At 65.2% G+C, this 16,937-nt stretch carries 17 protein-coding genes; 2 read left to right on the top strand and 15 right to left on the bottom strand.

The genetic code is table 11. The features are described 5' to 3' along the window. The first annotated feature begins 23 nt into the window (after positions 1-23). Entirely contained in the window at positions 24-518 is a 495-nt protein-coding gene (locus tag CB0101_RS04950) for a GNAT family N-acetyltransferase (RefSeq protein ID WP_010306651.1), read from the top strand. A gap of 12 nt (positions 519-530) precedes the next feature. Here CB0101_RS04950 and CB0101_RS04945 read toward each other — a convergent pair whose 3' ends face one another. The 5 genes from CB0101_RS04945 to CB0101_RS04925 are packed head-to-tail and all read right to left on the bottom strand — an operon-like array spanning position 531 to position 6,151. Next, positions 531-2,687, bottom strand: a complete 2,157-nt coding sequence (locus tag CB0101_RS04945; protein ID WP_010306655.1) for an EAL domain-containing protein — start codon at positions 2,685-2,687, stop codon at positions 531-533. Between the two features lie 25 nt (positions 2,688-2,712). Continuing rightward, positions 2,713-3,432, bottom strand: a complete 720-nt coding sequence (locus tag CB0101_RS04940) for a TIGR04283 family arsenosugar biosynthesis glycosyltransferase (RefSeq protein WP_010306658.1) — start codon at positions 3,430-3,432, stop codon at positions 2,713-2,715. Next, positions 3,429-4,346 (bottom strand): bestrophin family ion channel, encoded by a 918-nt coding sequence (locus tag CB0101_RS04935; RefSeq protein ID WP_010306662.1) that lies wholly within the window; start codon positions 4,344-4,346, stop codon positions 3,429-3,431. Before CB0101_RS04935 ends, CB0101_RS04940 begins: the two co-directional genes overlap by 4 nt. Positions 4,347-4,374: 28 nt before the next feature. Then, the gene (locus tag CB0101_RS04930) at positions 4,375-5,028 is read right to left on the bottom strand and encodes a TIGR04282 family arsenosugar biosynthesis glycosyltransferase (RefSeq protein ID WP_010306666.1); all 654 of its coding nucleotides are present in this window, start codon (positions 5,026-5,028) and stop codon (positions 4,375-4,377) included. Between the two features lie 4 nt (positions 5,029-5,032). Next, positions 5,033-6,151: a trypsin-like peptidase domain-containing protein gene (locus CB0101_RS04925; protein ID WP_010306669.1), complete on the bottom strand. Its 1,119-nt coding sequence runs from the start codon at positions 6,149-6,151 to the stop codon at positions 5,033-5,035. 54 nt (positions 6,152-6,205) lie between these two features. On the opposite strand from CB0101_RS04925, the gene dnaA reads away from it, so the two are divergent. Next, complete coding sequence (gene dnaA, locus CB0101_RS04920; protein WP_010306670.1) at positions 6,206-7,642, top strand: chromosomal replication initiator protein DnaA; 1,437 nt, start codon at positions 6,206-6,208, stop codon at positions 7,640-7,642. 8 nt (positions 7,643-7,650) lie between these two features. Here the strand turns inward: dnaA and cbbX are convergent, their stop codons facing one another. From cbbX to CB0101_RS04870, 10 genes are all read right to left on the bottom strand, one after another. Beyond that, on the bottom strand, positions 7,651-8,601 hold the full coding sequence (gene cbbX / locus CB0101_RS04915) for a CbbX protein (RefSeq protein ID WP_010306673.1): 951 nt from the start codon (positions 8,599-8,601) through the stop codon (positions 7,651-7,653). Further along, positions 8,588-8,842 (bottom strand): 4a-hydroxytetrahydrobiopterin dehydratase, encoded by a 255-nt coding sequence (locus CB0101_RS04910; protein WP_010306676.1) that lies wholly within the window; start codon positions 8,840-8,842, stop codon positions 8,588-8,590. The genes cbbX and CB0101_RS04910 overlap by 14 nt, the downstream gene beginning before the upstream one ends. A 26-nt stretch (positions 8,843-8,868) precedes the next feature. Further along, complete coding sequence (locus CB0101_RS04905) at positions 8,869-10,011, bottom strand: CO2 hydration protein (protein WP_010306679.1); 1,143 nt, start codon at positions 10,009-10,011, stop codon at positions 8,869-8,871. Between the two features lies 1 nt (position 10,012). Next, a complete protein-coding gene (locus tag CB0101_RS04900) occupies positions 10,013-11,521 on the bottom strand; it encodes an NADH-quinone oxidoreductase subunit M (protein WP_010306682.1) in 1,509 nt (502 codons plus the stop codon). Positions 11,522-11,526: 5 nt separating this feature from the next. Beyond that, complete coding sequence (locus tag CB0101_RS04895; protein WP_010306685.1) at positions 11,527-13,389, bottom strand: NAD(P)H-quinone oxidoreductase subunit F; 1,863 nt, start codon at positions 13,387-13,389, stop codon at positions 11,527-11,529. Positions 13,390-13,427: 38 nt separating this feature from the next. Then, on the bottom strand, positions 13,428-13,937 hold the full coding sequence (locus CB0101_RS04890; RefSeq protein ID WP_071778118.1) for a ferritin-like domain-containing protein: 510 nt from the start codon (positions 13,935-13,937) through the stop codon (positions 13,428-13,430). A 5-nt stretch (positions 13,938-13,942) separates the two neighbouring features. Continuing rightward, complete coding sequence (locus tag CB0101_RS15790; protein ID WP_010306694.1) at positions 13,943-14,575, bottom strand: BMC domain-containing protein; 633 nt, start codon at positions 14,573-14,575, stop codon at positions 13,943-13,945. A gap of 82 nt (positions 14,576-14,657) precedes the next feature. Beyond that, positions 14,658-14,909 (bottom strand): carboxysome peptide B, encoded by a 252-nt coding sequence (locus CB0101_RS04880; protein ID WP_010306697.1) that lies wholly within the window; start codon positions 14,907-14,909, stop codon positions 14,658-14,660. After that, positions 14,909-15,223 (bottom strand): carboxysome peptide A, encoded by a 315-nt coding sequence (locus CB0101_RS04875; protein WP_010306703.1) that lies wholly within the window; start codon positions 15,221-15,223, stop codon positions 14,909-14,911. The genes CB0101_RS04880 and CB0101_RS04875 overlap by 1 nt, the downstream gene beginning before the upstream one ends. Before the next feature lies 1 nt (position 15,224). After that, a complete protein-coding gene (locus CB0101_RS04870; protein WP_029552863.1) occupies positions 15,225-16,928 on the bottom strand; it encodes a carboxysome shell carbonic anhydrase in 1,704 nt (567 codons plus the stop codon). Positions 16,929-16,937 lie beyond the last annotated feature (9 nt).

The following is a 16,937-nucleotide window of genomic DNA, read 5'->3' as shown; positions in this document are numbered from 1 at the left end:
CAGAGTGGGAGAGGATCATGGCAATGCTTAGCTCTCCCCCCACCGAGCTGGATGGTCTGTACGGCCAGGGGTATCGCGTGTGTCCGACCCCCAATCCTCAGCTCAGCCTCGTGTTGAGCACCGAGCGGGAGATCGATCTCTATGAGCTTGAGCAGCTTTGTGATGCGGTGGGCTGGAGCCGCCGGCCGCTGCGCCGGGTGCGCAAGGCCCTGGAGAACAGCCTCCTGGTGGTGGGGCTGTGGCGGCATGATCCCCGTCTGCCTCGCCTGGTGGGGTTTGCCCGCTGCACCGGTGACGGGGTGATCGAAGCCACGGTGTGGGATGTGGCGGTGCACCCCCTGTATCAGGGCGTGGGCCTGGGTAAACAGTTGATGACCTATGTGATCGATCTGCTGCGCGATCAGCAGGTGGAGCGGGTCACGCTGTTTGCCGATCCAGGCGTGGTGGACTTCTACGGTGCGCAGGGCTGGCAGCTTGAGCCCCAGCAGCGCCGCTGTGCCTTCTGGTACGCCCCCTGAACCTTCTGGGGCTCAGCCCTTGGGAAGGTTGCGGAACAGATACCCCTGGAACAGGCGCACCCCGCGGGCCTGCCAGTAGCGCAGCTGTTCTTCGGTTTCGATCCCCTCCAGGATCAGGCCGCAGTGGTTGAGCTTTCCGTAACCCACCAGGAAATTCACCAGCGCATCCACATTTGCGTCTTCGAGGCGTTGGCTGTAGCTGAGGTCGAGCTTGAGGAAGTCGGGTTTGAACTGAAATAAGTAGGCGATCGATGCATACCCCACGCCGAAGTCGTCGATCGCGATGCGAACGCCGAAGTCTCGGAGTTGTTGCAGTCTTTGCGCCCAAAGTTCAGGCCGATTCACCAGGGCTGTTTCGGTCACCTCCAGTACCAGGCGGTGGCGCACTGCCGCCGGCAGAGAACGCAACTGGGCGAACAGGGCTTTGATGTGTTTGTCCGATCCGAAGCTCACCGCTGAGATGTTCACCCCCAACTGCTGGGTGGCGTCTTCGGATTCGCGCAGCAGGGCGATGGCCCGCCGCAGCATCAGCTGATCGAGCAGGTGGATGTTGTTGTTGCGCTCGAGGGCCAGCACCAGCTCCTGCACGCTGATCGAGCCCTCCAGCTCCTGCGGCAACCGGAACAACAGTTCGCTGTAGGCCGCTTCCCAGCCGTCGCCCTGCTGCTGCAACACCGGCTCCAACGCATAGCGGTGGTCCTGCAGGGTTGCAAAGGAGCGGGTGAGGTCAAAGTCGCGGCTCTGCTGCTGCCTCAGCTCGCGGGCCCAATCGGCAACACCCTCGGGCATGTGCCGGATCCCGCCGGAGCTCTCAGCGAGGGAGAGCACCAGAGCGAGATCGGCGAGTTGCTGCGTGACATCGCTGCTGTCAAGGCGGGTGAGGATGCCATCGACCGACAGCTGCATCGCTTCTGCCATCGCTTGCTGCAGCTCCTGCAGGTGGTGTTCGATCTGGCTCAGCTCCTCGCGGGCTTCGCTGCTGAGGGGATGGATCACCTGCAGCAGCGTGTTGTTCTCACCAAGTGCCAGGTGCCGGGTGTGTTCCAGCTGTTGGAGCCGTTCGCCGAGCCAGGCCAGGGCCTGGTTCTGAGCTTCGCCCCGCTGCCGGATCGCCTCGCGGAAGAGCATCACCTTCACCTGCAGGGCCGCAATCCAGAGCTCGCTCAGCCCGTCCTCCCCGGCGCCATCGGGTTGGTGGATGACCTGCAGCAGCTCGCTGCGACTGAGCAGCGGCCCGGGCAGCTCCTGGCGCAGCAGGCGCAGTTGGTTGCGCTTGGCCCTCTCCATCTGCAGATCACGCCGTCGCCATTGGCGCAGGCTCAGCAGCGTTCCTGCCGCCGCCCCCGCCACCAATCCATTCACACCAAGCCAGCCCGGGGCCACGTCTTCGATGGCTATCCAGCGCTGCCGCCAGGCCGGAATCGCCGGCTTCAAGGTGAGCACTTGCGCGGCCGGTCGCAATTCGCTGACCGCTGGAGCCGGGGTTCCCCCCACGCCTGGGGTGCTGCTCAAGCTGGCATTGATGCGGCTGAACGCCTGATTCACCGCGCTGTTGTAGCTAGGCCGCTGGATGCGGCTGAAGTGGAGCAGCCAGCCCCGCTCGGGGCCTGTGCCGCTGCTGCGGCGAATGGAGGTGCCAGCGCCGATCACCGACTGGTCATCGGCGGCGCAGTAAAAACCATGAGCCTGATCGCCCTGGCCAGCCCGGCTGCGCGCTGCCAACTGCTGCAGGTACCCGTTGAGGCAACGGCTCAGTTCCGGCGACAACCCCGATGCCACGGCGCTTCCACGCGTGAGCAGCGGGCGCTGCTGGCTATCCACCAGCATCAGGCCCTGGCCGTCTTCAACGATGGAGGAGTTTTCGAGCTCACGGGCCGGAAAGCTGGGATCGGCTCCTCCTGCGTAGGCATACACGGGATCCCAGTGGCCCCAGTCGAGCGCAGTGATCTTGTGGCTGTTCACCCGCAGCTCCAGCAGCCCCTGATCGGTTTGTCCCTGCCGGCTCTGGCGCTGTTGCAGCAGTTGCCAGCGCTGCTCCACCAGCACCCCGGCCAGCGCAGCACTGAGCACGGCCCAGATCAGCAGGGCGGTGTTCAGCCGCCGTGGATGGTCGCGGCGCTGGCATTGCCACTCGCGGCGCACACTGCGCAGCAGCGCGAGCTTGTCCATGGCTCAGCCCGGCAGTTGCTGCGCTTCATTCTGGCGAGGGCGGAACTGTTGAGCCATCACGGGCGTAATAGCGATCGGCCAGCTCTTCGGCGCTGACGCCGCACCGCCAGGCCTGCCGCAGTTGGGCATTGCGCCAAGCCGTGCCCAAGACTCCGTGGCGCCTCCAGCGCCGGCCGTTCACCTGCAGCGGGACACCCAGCCGCCGGATCGGGGCCAGCTGCTGGAGCTGTTGGATCAGCGCCAGATCTTCCATCAGCGGCCAAGCCGGTATGCCGCCCGCCTTCTCCAGCAGCCTGCGCTGCAGCAGCAACCCCTGATCGCCGTAGGGCAGTTGCCGCAGCTGCGTGCGCAGCTGAACAGCTCGCTCCAGCAGCCGTAACGAAAGGCCTGGTCCCTCCACAGCCAGATCAAAGGCCCAGGCCGCCTCGGGACTGGCCATGGCGCGCCGCAGTGCAGCCGCCCATCCCGGTTGCAGGCGGCAATCCGCGTGCAACAGCAACAGCCAGGGAGCCGTGGTGGCGGCGACGCCGCGCTGCAGTTGCAGACCCCGGCCAGCGGCGGAGTGCAGCAGTTGGGCTCCGCCAAGACGGGCCTGCAGCGGGGTGCCATCGCCGCTGCCGCCATCCACCACCACCAGCTCCGCGATCAGATCAACGGGGCCCGCTGCCAGATCAGCCAGCAGCGCCGGCAGCCGCTCCGCCTCGTTGAAGCTGGGGATCACCACCGCCAGCGGCGCCGCCCTCATGACCAGCGGCTGGGGTCATGGCTGATGGGCAGTTCGGCGAGGGGGTGATGGGCACCCAGCAGGTCAGCGCTGATCGTGCGGCACACCACATCCATCGGCACACAGAAGCTGCTGCCGTCTTGATCAAAGGGACCTTCCACATAGGCCCCGATGCGCTCAGCGCTCACAAAACCCAGGAACAGCAGCACGCCGGTGAAAATCGACCCTTGGTTTGCGAAGGTGCCGAACAGGGCGTAGCCGTACAGCCAGCAGATCAGGCGGATAAACACGTCGTAGGTGGGGGGCAGGGGTGTGTTGCGAATGCGTTGCAACCCTCCCATCGCATTGGTGAACTGCTCCATGCCGCGCAGCAGGGCATCCCGCCCCCAGTCATTCACCGCCCCCTCCCGGTGCAGCTGGCTGATCAGATTCGCCCGCAGCGCCATGCTCTGTTGCACCGTGATCGCTTCGGGCAGGCCTAGAGCCCGGCAGAGATCCTGCACGCGCGCGTGGGCATCAAGGCGCCAGAAGCCCCGCAGCTCAAAGTTGAGCAGCCAGCACTGCAGCACCTGCAATCCCACCAACTGCTGCTGCTCGGGCCGCAGTCGACTGTCGGCCCCAAGCAGGGTCTGCAGGCAGTCACGCCAATGGCGACTGCAATTGGTGATGCTTCCCCAGAGGACCCGCGCTTCCCACCAACGGTTGATGGCCTGGGTGTTGCGGAAGGCCACAAAGATCGACACCGCAATGCCGAGCATCGAGAGCCCTGAGCCGTCGATGAGCCGTACCGCCCGGGCTTGCCCCAGCTGCGCAGACAGCACAGACACGCCGCAGAGCAGCGCCATCAAGAGCAGATCCCAGCGCATTCGCAGCGCCAGTTGACCCACCACCCGCAGCACATTGCGATGGGCCAGCTTGGGCGGTGGGGAGATCATCAGCGATGGGATGCCTGTCTTTGCATCATCAATCGCGCGGCAGCCTGAGCCAGGGGGCTAACGCTGAGCGGCTGTCGAGGTCGCTCTGGTGCCGTAACAGCGCCACGTTGAGCCCATGCGCAGCGGCCCGCTGCAGGCTTAAGGGCAGCACCTGACCGGTGCTCCAGGGGATTCCCGTGAACAGGGCGGAGCCACTGCGATGCCAGCCCTGGCGTGTCATGCCGATCAACCAGTAGCCGCCATCGTTGGCGGGCCCCAGCACCAGATCGTGCCGCTCGAGCTGGCTGAAGGCTTGCTCGAGATCGCTGCTCTGCAGATCCGGCAGATCACTACCGATCAGCACCAGCTGCTGCAGCCCTCGGGAAAAGCCTGCCTGCAGCTGGCGATGCATGCGGCAGCCCAGGTTGCCGCCCCGTTGCAAGTCCAGTTGCAGCGGCCTCAGCTGCAACTGCTGCCCCCAGCGGCGCAGAGCCCGCGGCCCCAGACCGGACGCCGAGAGCCGCAGCTCGCTGCCGCAGTGGCGGGCGGCCGCGGCTGCGGTTTGCACGGTGTGCCAGCTGAGCCGCCGCTGCATCGCAGCGGCCAAGGCGCTGGAGCCACAGCTGGCGGTCAGGCGTTGCTTGCAGCGCCCCGGCGCCGGCCAGCGGGCCAGCACCACCAGCTGACGCCGGGCAATGGGCATGGCGTTAGTTCTGGCGGGGTAATTCGGCGGGCCGCACCTGCAGGTTGAGCTGCTGATCGCCCCGCTGCACCTGCACGGTGAGCGGGTCACCCACCCGGCCCTGATCCACCGCCACCTGCACTTCTGAAGGGTTATCCACCTCGGTGCTGCCCACCCGTTCGATCAGGTCGCAGGAGCGCAGGCCCCCTCGGGCTGCAGGGCTGCCTGGCATCACTTCCACCACCACCACACCATTGGTTTCAGGCAGCTTGCACTCGGCGTTGGTGGCGTTCACTTCACGGGCCAGTTGCGGGGTGAGCGATTGCAGGCGCACGCCGATGTAGGGGTGCGAGGCGCGGCCGCTCTCCAGGATCTGGGCGGCGATCTGCCTCCCCAGGTTGATGGGGATGGCGAAGCTCAGGCCGGCGCCTGGGGCCTGGCGAATGGCGGTGTTGATGCCGATCACCTGGCCCCTCTCGTTGATCAGCGGGCCACCGCTGTTGCCGGGGTTCACGGCGGCATCGGTCTGTAGGTAGGGCACCCGCTGCCCTTCGCCCACCGCATTGGTGCGCTGCACCGCGCTGATGATTCCCGCGGTCACGGTGTTGTCGAGGCCGAGCGGGTTGCCGATGGCGATCGCCCATTCACCCGGGCGCACCTTGGCGGAGTCACCGAGGGGGGCCACGGGTAAGCCGGCCGCTGCCACCTTCACCACGGCCACATCGGTGATCGGATCGCTGCCCAGCACCTTGCCGCGGAAGCTACGGCCATCCGGCAGGGTTACCCCCACTTCGCTGGCCCCTTCCACCACGTGGGCATTGGTGAGGATCACCCCGTCGGAGCGGGTGATGAACCCGGATCCCTGGCCCTGCTGCTGCTGAATCGAGGGGCCGCCGCCGAACAGGCCGCCGAGGGGGTTGACCACCCGCCGCACCGTGTCGATGCGCACCACCGACGGCCCCACCTTGTCGACGGCGCTCACGATGAAGTTGTTGCCGGGTTGTAACGCCGCACTGGGCGGGGCGTCGCTGACGCGGGTGGGGTCGCCGCCACGCCGCCCAGGCAGCCCCCCGCTGCAAGCACTGAGCAGGCCCGCCAGCAGCAGGGCACTGAGCAGAGATGGGCGTCTTGAGATGCGCATCATGGGAGACGGTCCCGTCCGGGCACTGCCCCTATATTCGTGGGCCGGCGGGGGTCAGTGGCGGTGCAGCAAGGGGAAACGCTGTGGCGTCAGGTGCAGGAAGCGCTCCAGGGCAATCTCTCCAAACCCACCTTTGAAACCTGGATCCGGCCCGCGTGCTGCGCTGGATTCAATGGCACCGAACTCCAGCTGCTGGCGCCCAATGCCTTTGCCTGCGGTTGGCTGCGCAAGAACTATCTGGTCACGATCGCCTCGGTGGCGAGCGAAATCGCTGGCCGCCCGATCAGCGTGCAGGTGGAGGCCGGCCGGGATCCGGATCTCGCCCAGGGCCTAAACGGCAACGGCTTTCAGGCCCCGCTGGCCCCCGGCGAAGCCAGCCCGGTGGGGGAGTCGTCGCTCCCGGGTGGGGCGGCTTCAGCCAGCCAGAGGCTGCCCACGGGCGAGACGCCCCGCAAGCTGGCGCCGGGCCTCAACCCCCGCTACGTGTTCAACCGTTTTGTGGTGGGGCCCAACAGCCGCATGGCCCACGCGGCGGCCCTGGCGGTGGCCGAAGCCCCCGGCCGTGAATTCAATCCCCTATTCATTTGCGGCGGAGTGGGTCTGGGTAAGACCCACCTGATGCAGGCGATCGGTCACTACCGCTTGGAGATCGATCCCGAGGCCCGTGTGGCCTATGTGAGCACTGAAACGTTCACGAATGATCTGATCCAGGCCATCCGCAAGGACGGCATGCAGAAATTCCGCGATCGCTACCGCGCTGCCGATCTGATCTTGGTGGACGACATTCAGTTCATCGAGGGCAAGGAATACACCCAGGAGGAGTTCTTCCACACCTTCAATGCCCTGCATGAAGCTGGCCGCCAGATCGTGATCGCCAGCGACCGGCCGCCGTCGCAGATTCCGCGCCTGCAGGAGCGCTTGATCTCGCGCTTCTCGATGGGGCTGATCGCCGATATCCAGGCGCCCGACCTGGAAACGCGCATGGCGATCCTGCACAAAAAGGCCGAGCACGAGCGGGTGAACCTGCCCCGCGATCTGATCCAATACCTCGCTGGTCGTTTCACCTCCAACATCCGCGAGTTGGAAGGAGCGCTGACGCGGGCCGTGGCCTTTGCTTCGATCACCGGCCTGCCGATGACGGTGGAATCGGTGGCCCCGATGCTCGATCCCGCCGGTGTGGAGGTGGAGGTGACCCCCGCTCAGGTGCTGAACAAGGTGGCCGAAGTGTTCGGGGTCAGCGTGGAGGAGATGAAGAGCCCCAGCCGCAAACGGGCTGTGAGCCAGGCCCGGCAAGTGGGCATGTATCTGATGCGCCAGGGCACCAATCTGTCGCTGCCGCGCATCGGCGATGAGTTTGGCGGCAAGGATCACTCCACCGTGATGTATGCCGTGGAGCAGATCGACAAGAAGCTCAATGCCGACCCTCAGCTGGGACGGCAGGTGCAGCAGGTGCGCGATCTGCTGCAGATCGATTCACGCCGCCGCACCAAATAGGCCTGAGCTCAGCCGGTGATCGGTTCGCTGGGGTCGAGCCCTTCCACTTGGCCGGAGAAGACGCGGCTGGCGGTGATGTCATCGGCTTCGATGGTCATCAGATCGAGCTTGGTGAGCCCTCCGCCGCCCATCTGATTGAACAGCCGGTTCGCTTGACGCATCCGGGCGCGATCGATGGCGTTGCGGATCGAGCGGGCGTTGGCGAAAAAGGGCAGCTGCATCCGCCGTTGGATGTAGTCGGCGAAGGCGGCCAGCGCTTCGTCGCTGAAGCGGTAGTTCTCCTCCGCCAGGATCAGCCGCGCGATCGCCAGTAGCTCTTCGGCGGTGTAGTCGGGGAAATCGATGTGGTTGGCCACCCGGGAGGAGAGGCCGGGATTGCTCTGATAGAACACATCCATCCGCTCTTTGTAACCGGCGAAGATCACCACCAGATCATCGCGGTTGTTCTCCATCACCTGCAGCAGGATCTCGATCGCCTCGGCGCCGTAATCCCGTTCGTTTTCAGGGCGGTAGAGGTAATAAGCCTCATCGATGAACAGCACGCCGCCCATCGCCTTTTTGAGCATCTCGCGGGTTTTTGGGGCGGTGTGGCCGATGTATTGCCCCACCAGGTCATCGCGGGTGGCGGTCACCACATGGCCTTTGCGTACATAGCCCAGGCGGTGGAGGATCTGCGACATCCTCGCCGCCACCGTTGTTTTGCCCGTGCCAGGCCGTCCGGTGAACGACATGTGCAGGCTGGGGGCGGTGGTGGAGAGCCCCACCTGCTTGCGGGCGCGGTCAACCACCAGCAGTGCGGCGATCTCGCGGATCCGGGTTTTCACTGGCCGCAAACCGATCAGCTCTTGATCGAGTTGCGCGAGCACATCTTGAACCTGGGCCCCTTCATAGGCGGCCTGCAGGTTCACGGGTGTGTCGTCGGGAGCGATGCCTGCGGGCTGTTGCTCAGACGAGGCCATCGATCGCGGCGGCGAAGGCGTGGTCAGCCTCGCCGATCGCCGCCTCCTCACCCTCGGCTCGCAGGGTGATGTTCACGTATGTACGTCCGAAGCTGATGTCGGGATAGCGGCCTTCGCCCTCACAAAAATCGTTGAGGCGATCCAGAAAGGCGCGGTTGCTGGCGTAGTCGGGGAATTCGATGCGCCGCTCCAGCCACTCCACGCGATCGGGCTTGGGGCGGGGGTTCCACTGGTGCTCCATGGGATCGACCTTACGCCGCCAGGCATCTAAGCCCCCAAGCAATCTGTGCGGGCGATGCCGAGGCGTGCGGCCCAGGCTTCGGCGTAGGCGGCGTTGGCGGCCTGGGCTTCGGGATCGGTGCTGGAGAGCGGATGGGGCATGGTGCCGTTGATGGCTGCATTGGTGACGCAGAACATCGACTTCTGGAAGCTCATGCAGATTTTCACGCGCACATCCCCCTCGCCACGCGTGCGCTCGAGATACCACTGGTGCAGCTTCTCCGGCAGGTGGCGGTACATGTCCTGCATCAGCAGGCTGGGGGGGATGCCGGCTCCCATGCTCGGCAGGGCATCGGCGTAGAGGGCCCCGTAGGTGAACTTGGCCTGGTCTGGCGAGATCTGCTGGGCCTGGGCGTTGAAGCTCACCGTACCCAGGAAGGGCATTCCCCTTAGAAACACCGCTTCCACGTAGGGCACGGCCACATCCACTAGGAAGGTGAGGCCGGCCTCCGGTGGCAACACCCAGAAGTGTTGGCCGTGGATCTCCACGCCGTAGCTGATCGGATTGGCCGCGGCGGCCACCAGGCCGTCTTTGATGAAATCCACCACCTGGGGGATGTTGCGCACCCGGCCATCGCGCTCGGCGGCTGCCAGATCCAGGAACAGATCGCTCATCACCCGCCAGAACTGACCCAGGGCATGGGTGGTGGCCGCGGAGCGGATCAGTTCCGGCAGGAAGCCGGGGAAGAGCGGGTTGAGCAGAGCCAGCAGCGGATCACGGCTGCGCTTGGCCGTAATGATGCGGCGGCAGTTCTCGGCAAAGTCAGGAGAGTCGAGGTAGGCATCCATTCCGCCGGTGGCATGCCAGAACATCGCCTTCTGGCAGTACTCGGCGTATTCGAAATTGATGCGGTCGTGGTTGAGATGGCGCCAGATCTTGGCCGGGTTCAGATCGCCATCCAGGTATTTGAAGATCGGGAATGGATTGAGAAACTGCTGCTCCGCCTGATAAATGAGGTTGATGCTGTAGGCATCCAGAACCTCGCCGTAGCTCTCGAGCACACCCACCACTTCCAGGAGGTGATCGGGGGTGTCGGTGAGCAAGGTTTGCCCCGCCAGTAGGCGCCGCTTCACCTCCGCCTGATCGATGGAGAGATTGGCCTGAACCAGATCTTGGGAAACAACAGGCATCTCAGCTCACTCCTGCGGTGAGGTTGGCCAGGGCTGTGCTGGCCACTTCGCTCAGGTTGCCCAGGCTGCTGGGCACCAAGCCGATGAACACGATGCTGGCAGCCAGGGCCAGGGCCGGAATCGTTTCGCGAGGAGCAACAGAGCTCAGCTGCACATCGAGGCGGGCGTCAGCTGTGGTGTCCCCACTGGGCGGGGTAATCGCCAGCCGCCCGAAGAAGGCGCGGTTCACCAGCAGCAGGAAATACACCGCCGTGAGGCCCGATCCCACCATCGACAGCAACGTTGCCAGGGGGAAGGCGCTGATGCTGCCCCGGAACACCAGGAATTCCGAGATGAAACCAGCCATGCCGGGCAGGCCTGCACTGGCCATCACGGCCACGATCATCAGCGAGCCGGTGAGCGGAAGGCCCCGCTCCGGATTGAGCAGACCCCGCAGCACTTCGAGATCGCGGGTGCCGGTTTTGCGGTAGACGATGCCCACCAGAAGGAACAGCAGCGCTGAGATCAGGCCGTGGCTCACCATCTGGAACACCGCCCCCAGCAGGCTCACGGGGGTATCGGCGGCCGCCGCCAGCAACACGTAGCCCATGTGGCCCACGGAGCTGTAGGCCACCATCCGTTTCATGTCGGTCTGGGCGATGGCGGCGAGCGATCCATAAAGCACCGACACCGCTGCCCAGATCGCCAGGCCAGGAGCCAAGGCCGCCCAGGCCTCCGGGAACAGCTGCAGGCCAAAGCGCAGCAGGCCGTAGGTGCCCAGCTTCAGCAACACGCCGGCCAGCAACACCGACACCGGCGTGGAGGCCTGGGTATGGGCATCGGGCAGCCAGTTGTGCAGCGGCACTAGCGGAATCTTGATGCCGAAGCCGATCAGGATCGCTCCCAGCAGCCACAGCTGCCCGCCCATCGAAAGCCGCTCGCTGAGCACCGGTGTGAGGCTGAAATCCACGCTGCCGGTGAGCAAGGCGAGGCCGAGGAAGGCACCCAGGATCAACATCCCAGACACCGCTGTGAAGATCAGGAACTTGGTGGCGGCGTAGGCGCGATTCACCCCACCCCACACCGAGATCAGCAGCCAGAGCGGAATCAGCTCCAGCTCATAGAAGAGGAAGAACAGCAGCAGGTTGTCGGCCAGGAAGGCCCCATTCACCGCGCCGCTGATCAGCAGCAGCATCGCGAAGTAGAGGCGCGGACGCTTGCTGATGTCGCGGGTGATCACCGCCGAAACCAGGGTGAGGGCCCCATTGATCAGCACCAGCGGCAGCGACAGGCCGTCCACCCCAACGGCGTAATCCAGCCCGATGCTCGGCACCCAGCTGTGGTGTTCTGTGAGCTGTAACCCAGCGGTGGCGGTGTCGAATTGCAGGGCGGTGAGCAAGCTCAACACCAGCTGCGCCACCAGGATCACAATCGTGATCTGCCGCAATTGCCCGGGCGTGGGGCTTCCGGGCCAGACCAGCAGCGCCAGGGTGCCGAGGAAGGGAACCAGCAACAGGGACGACAACAACATGCTGATCAGACCCCACCCCGCGCCACTTGCAGGGCGCCGATGAACAGCACCACGGCCACGATCACCGTGAGTACATAGCTCTGCAGCTGGCCGCTCACCGTGAGTTTCAGGCCGTTGGCGGTTGCCATCGACAACCGCCCGATGCCATCCACGCCGCCTTTGATCACCTGGATGTCAAACCAACGGGTGAATTGCGCCACGGAGGCCACCAGTTTCACCACCGTGCGGCGGTAAATCTCAGGCGTATAGAAGTCGTAAGCCAGCAGGTCTTGAACCACCCGAACCACAGGCTGGCGCGAGCGTGACCAGAAGCTGTCGAGTGGGGTAAGGGATCCCAGCAGAACTCCCAGCAAGCCACTCGCCACCACGGCAGCCGCCACGGGCATCGAGAAGGCCGCGATCCCTGGCACCGGATCAATGCGCTGCATGATCGCTGGGAGCAGCAGCACGATCACCGTGAGGCTCACCATCGGCAGAGCCATCAGCCAGTTGGCCTCTGGGGTGCGCTTCGTTTTCGGCAGTGCAGGGCCCAGGAATACGGAGCGATACACCCGCGCCACATTGGCGGCGGCCAGCACGTTGGTGATCAGGAAGATCACAGCGAAGGCCGGCGCTAGCTGGCGGAAATCCTCCACCAACAGGCCGTAGCACCAAAAGCCCCCCAGGGGCAGCAGGCCTACCACGCCGGCACTGCCCACAAGAAAGGCCGTGGCGGTGGCTGGCATGCGGGTGCCGATCCCACCGAGTTCGGTGAGGTCTTGGCAGTTGGTGGTGGCGATGATGCTGCCCACGCTCATGAATTGCAGGGCGCGGGCCAGGCCATGGGCGAACAGCAGCAGCAGTGCCAGGCCTGGTTGTTGCAGGGCGATGGCAATGAACACCAGCCCCAGATACGAGGTGGTGGAGTAGCTGAAGGCGCGCTTGAGATCCACCTGGGCGATCGCCACCAGGCCGCCACCGATGGCGCTGATGCTGCCCACCACCAGCAACACATCGGTGGCGATCGGCGACACAGCCACCACGGGCATCAGCTTCATCAGCACGATGGCGCCGCAGGTCACCACCACGGAGTTCCGCAGGATCGAGGCGGGGTTGGGGCCCTCCATGGCTTCATCCAGCCAGAGGTGCATCGGGAACTGGGCGCATTTGCCCATGGGGCCGGCAATCAGGCCAAGGCCCAGAAGCGTTCCTGCCAGAGGCGTGATCAGGTTCTGTTCGCGGGCCTGGGCAGCCCAGACGTAGAGGTCGTCGAATTCCATCGAGCCCGCCCAGGCCGAAACGGCCACCACGCCCATCAGCAGCAGCACATCCCCCACGCGTTTGGTGAGGAAGGCATCGCGGGCCGCTGTGACCACCAGGGGCTGGGCGTACCAGAAGCCCACCAGGAGATAGGTGGAGAGGGTGAGCATCTCCAGCAGGAAATAGCTCATGAACAGATTGCTGCTCAGCACCACCCCACTCATGGCGCCCTCAAAGAAGCCCACCAGGGCATAAAAGCGAGCCAGCGACCACTCCTTATCGAGGTAGCCGAGGGCAAACACCTGGCACACCAGGCTCATCGTCGTGACGAGCTCCAGGGCGGCCAGGTTGGTGAGAGATAGGTCGAAGCCGATCCGCAGATTCAGGTCAGCGGCTTGGAACCAGGGAAAGTCGAGATGCTGCGGGCCCAGGGCCACCACCTCAGAGATGGCCAGGCTGCCGTGCAACACAGCGAGCAGCGTGACCAGCAGATTGAGATACGCCGCCGGCCGGGGTCCGTTGCGCTTGATCCAGCCGGTGGCCCACGGCAGCGACAGCAGCATGCCGCTGAAGCCGTAAAGCGGCACCAGCCAGATCAGTTGCAGCGGAAGCGGGAGAGCGTCGCTCAAAAAGCGGTGACCTTTGGGGTGCGGACTCTAAGCAGCGTTCAGAAGCTGGCTCGGGCGCGGGGATCGCGGCGAGCGTTGCTGCTGGCGCCGTAACGGGCATAGCCCCGGCGACGGCGACCACCCAGCTGTTGAAGCCAGGCTTCCAGGTCGCGGCTGTGGTGCTGCTCGTCCTCCAGGAGGGCCTGGAAGAAGGCGCCATTGGCCTCGTCGTTGATCACGCGGCAGAAGCGTGAGGCTTCGTCGTAGTGATCCACGAGTTGCTGTTCGAGATCAGCGTTCTGCTCGAGCAGACCCACCAGATCAGGTGCATGGGTCACAGGCTGCAGCTGAGAGGCCGCCGGTGCGACCCCCAGTTGCAACATGTGCTGCACAATCCGCTCCGCGTGCTGCATTTCCTCCACCGTTTCCTCGCGGAAGCGCTCGGCGGAGGCCTCATCACCCCAGAGCCCCACGAGGGAGGCCTGGGTCATGTACTGCTGCACAGCAGTGAGCTCAAGGCTCAGAGCGCGGCCCAGATAGGCCAGGACGCGCGGATGTACGGCGTCCATGCTCATCAGGCGCGGCGGTTGTTGGTGCCGGAGAGGACGGGCTCCACTTCGCTGTGGGGGCGGGCAATGATGTGGGCAGCCACCAGGCCGTCGCCCACGCGCTCACAGGCATCAGCGCCGGCGCGCACAGCAGCGTTCACGGCTCCGGTTTCGCCGCGCACGAGCACGGTCACATAGCCACCACCCACGAATTCGCGGGCGATCAGGCTCACTTCAGCAGCCTTGGTCATGGCGTCAGCAGCCTCGATGGCCGGCACCAGACCGCGGGTTTCGATCATGCCGAGGGCGATGCCCTGTACGGAAGAGGCCATGGGGGAGATGCTGCTGGAAGAGGAAGAACGGTTGTTGCCACCACCGCTGGCGCTGCTGCCACCACCCCGGCGGGCGGTTGCGGCCGGCTTGGCAGCCGATGACCGGCTGGTGCTGGCGGGTTTGCTGGCAACGGCAGTGGTGGCCACGGTTTGAGCCGTCACGGTCACCGCTTTGGTGGCGGGGGCCGAGGCTTGGCTGGCGGCAGCCGGTGTGGAGGCCGGTGCTGGGATCGCCGTCACCGGCGTGGTCGTGGTGGCAGCTGGTTTGGCAGCTGCCGCCTTACCGGAGGCCGAGGTGTTGGTGGCTCGGGATCTGGGAGTGGCCATGGCGGTGATGGGCGGTGCCCGTGAGCGGTCGCGGATGAACGGAGTGGACCCGGCTCAAGGCCGGGAGGAACAAAGCTGTTCCTTAACCGTCGGGCGACCAGTGGTCGATGATTCCGCCGATCGTGAGATCGGTGAAAAGGTTGGCGTTGCCCGTGGCATGTCGGGCAGCGGACCCACTGGCGGTGAACACCCAGTTGCCTGGGGAAGCACCGACAGGGTCGCAGGCCACGTTGAGCTTGCCCTTGGAGGTGCGCAGGATCCGCAGGTTCTGGTGGGCAAAGCCCTCCACCCGATTGGTGCAGACCAGCGAGCCCATCACCTGCATGATTTCCATTAATTCGCCCCCCCGCTGCCGCTCGGAGCGGCAGGGTTGGCGGGCTTGCCGGCAGCCATCTCTTTGGCTGCATCGGGATCCCAGTGGTCGATGATCCCCACGATCGTGAGATCGCTGGGATACGACTTGCTGCCGGCGGCCTCTCGGGCTGCGGAACTGCCCACGCAGATCACCCAGTCGCCCGGGATAGCTCCTACGGCATCCACAGCCACCTTTTGGGTGCTGCCATCCAGCACCACCTGCAGGTGTTTGTGCTGGAAATCGGCGATGCGGTTGGTGGAAACCAGTGGCTTCACCACTTTGCAGATCAACATCTCAGTGCCCCCCTCCGGTGTTGAACGTGATTGAGGAACTTACGGTTTCGGCCGGTACGTGCCGGTCGCGGTCACGCACGGTGAGCAGGGTGTGCAGCAAGCCCTGCGCACAGAGATCGCTGTAACGCGCTTCGATCGCACGCTTCACCCGCTCGCAATGGGCGATGGCCCGTTCCCGCGCACCGGGCACGGCGCCGTGATAGTCGAAGCGCAGCACCACCGGAATCGGCAACCCGCGCGACACATTCAGACCCTTGAAGATCTTCACGCCCACATCGAGGTCCGGGGCGCCCTCTTCCACCGTGTCCATGTAGGCGAAGTAGGTGAGGTTGCGCAGATGCACCTCTTTGAAGCCGATGCCAACGCCGATGAAGCGCTCGGCATGGCCGAAATCGCTGTAGCTGCCGCCGTGGTACTGGCGCACGTAGTCGATCTGGGACAGGTTGTGCTCGATCAGGCGTGCGATCAGCTGCACCATGCCGGCGTCGGGCGTGGCGGCCGCTGCGCCATGCACGAGTTCTTGAATGGTGGTGCGGGCCTGATCAGCGGTCAGGTTGCGGGTGGCGTCGTACACCGCCTGGGCATCAAGCCAGGTCTCGAGGTCGGTGCTGCCATCGCGGCCGGGCACGTGCACGCGGATCGCATCGGTGTCGGTGTCCATGCCCACCAGCAGCAGATCCACTGAGGCCCCGCAGCAGAAGCTGTTTTCCACGGCCTGCTGGAAATCCTTGAGGCGTTGCAGGCCCTGGGCTGCTGCGGCTTTGTCATCGCTGCCGTGGGCGGCGCAGCCTTCGTGGCAGGGATCTTTGGAGCTGAAGTGATACACCACCACCTTGAGGTAGCGGGTGTCGCTGTGGGCTGGATTGGGCAGGCCTTCGCGGTAGCGGCGGTGCTCGGTTTTCACCCAGCGATCCACCGTGTTCTCCACGTCGAACATGGCGCCGGCATGGGAGCGGCGGCGCACGGAGCTAAAGGGCAGACGCAGGGCGTAGGCGATGGCATGGGCGAGCCGTCCATCCGCACAGGGCGTGATGTCGAGCAGATGGAAGCCGCACTCCAGCAGAAAAGCGTTGAACGCCTCCGCATCGTTGCTGCCGTCTTGGGCCGCCAGGGGATCGTCGTTGAAGAAGGTGAGGCTGGTTTGCTCGTAGGCCTCAAACACGCACCAGGCAAACAGGGTGCGCATGTCCAGCTGACTGGTCCAGGCGGTCTCGAGCACCGGCTGGGGTAGCTCGTGGCCCAGTTCAGCCAGGGCCAGACGCTGCGCCTGGGCAATGAAATCGGGTTCGTGCTGCAGCGCGGAAAGGCGCTTCAACACCGGCACGATGTGGTCGAAGGAACCGAGGGTGCGCTCTTCGTAGGCACGCAGCGCTGCGTTGGCTTGCCCGTTGGTGAGTGGGTGCAGACCGCCGGTGGCGGCGGGTTTGATCACCACTTGGGTGGCCACAGGCCGAACCCGGCGAGCGGAGCTGGTGCTGGCTGGAGCCACCACCGGTGCAGCTGCCTTCATGCGGCTGCTGCGCGATTGGCCGGTGCGAGCCGCGTTGGCCAGTTCGCGCTGGCGCAGCACTTTGCTGAGAGAGGAGGTGGGATTCAGCTCAGCAGGGTTCGGGCTTAATGGTTCGGCGGCCCCATTGCTGCCGAAGCGGCGTCGGGGAGCCGTGGGGCTCAGGGCCCGCTCGTTGGTAGCGGTTCTCCGACGCATCGCGTGTCT

Source organism: Synechococcus sp. CB0101 (genome assembly GCF_000179235.2).
Taxonomy (GTDB): domain Bacteria; phylum Cyanobacteriota; class Cyanobacteriia; order PCC-6307; family Cyanobiaceae; genus Vulcanococcus.
The sequence above is the reverse complement of the archived record's forward strand: the minus strand, read 5'-3'. Positions and strand labels throughout refer to the sequence as shown.

Bases quoted from the DNA above. Each gene is read 5' to 3' on its own strand.
- CB0101_RS04910 (WP_010306676.1), bottom strand. From the start codon at position 8,842: ATGGAGCACCAGTGGAACCCCCGCCCCAAGCCCGATCGCGTGGAGTGG.
- cbbX (WP_010306673.1), bottom strand. From the start codon at position 8,601: ATGGCCTCGTCTGAGCAACAGCCCGCAGGCATCGCTCCCGACGACACA.
- CB0101_RS04945 (WP_010306655.1), bottom strand. From the start codon at position 2,687: ATGGACAAGCTCGCGCTGCTGCGCAGTGTGCGCCGCGAGTGGCAATGC.
- CB0101_RS04935 (WP_010306662.1), bottom strand. From the start codon at position 4,346: ATGATCTCCCCACCGCCCAAGCTGGCCCATCGCAATGTGCTGCGGGTG.
- CB0101_RS04875 (WP_010306703.1), bottom strand. From the start codon at position 15,223: ATGTTGATCTGCAAAGTGGTGAAGCCACTGGTTTCCACCAACCGCATC.
- CB0101_RS04925 (WP_010306669.1), bottom strand. From the start codon at position 6,151: ATGATGCGCATCTCAAGACGCCCATCTCTGCTCAGTGCCCTGCTGCTG.
- CB0101_RS04880 (WP_010306697.1), bottom strand. From the start codon at position 14,909: ATGGAAATCATGCAGGTGATGGGCTCGCTGGTCTGCACCAATCGGGTG.
- CB0101_RS04890 (WP_071778118.1), bottom strand. From the start codon at position 13,937: ATGGACGCCGTACATCCGCGCGTCCTGGCCTATCTGGGCCGCGCTCTG.
- CB0101_RS04930 (WP_010306666.1), bottom strand. From the start codon at position 5,028: ATGCCCATTGCCCGGCGTCAGCTGGTGGTGCTGGCCCGCTGGCCGGCG.
- CB0101_RS15790 (WP_010306694.1), bottom strand. From the start codon at position 14,575: ATGGCCACTCCCAGATCCCGAGCCACCAACACCTCGGCCTCCGGTAAG.
- CB0101_RS04950 (WP_010306651.1), top strand. From the start codon at position 24: ATGCTTAGCTCTCCCCCCACCGAGCTGGATGGTCTGTACGGCCAGGGG.
- CB0101_RS04940 (WP_010306658.1), bottom strand. From the start codon at position 3,432: ATGAGGGCGGCGCCGCTGGCGGTGGTGATCCCCAGCTTCAACGAGGCG.
- CB0101_RS04900 (WP_010306682.1), bottom strand. From the start codon at position 11,521: ATGTTGTTGTCGTCCCTGTTGCTGGTTCCCTTCCTCGGCACCCTGGCG.
- CB0101_RS04905 (WP_010306679.1), bottom strand. From the start codon at position 10,011: ATGCCTGTTGTTTCCCAAGATCTGGTTCAGGCCAATCTCTCCATCGAT.
- CB0101_RS04870 (WP_029552863.1), bottom strand. From the start codon at position 16,928: ATGCGTCGGAGAACCGCTACCAACGAGCGGGCCCTGAGCCCCACGGCT.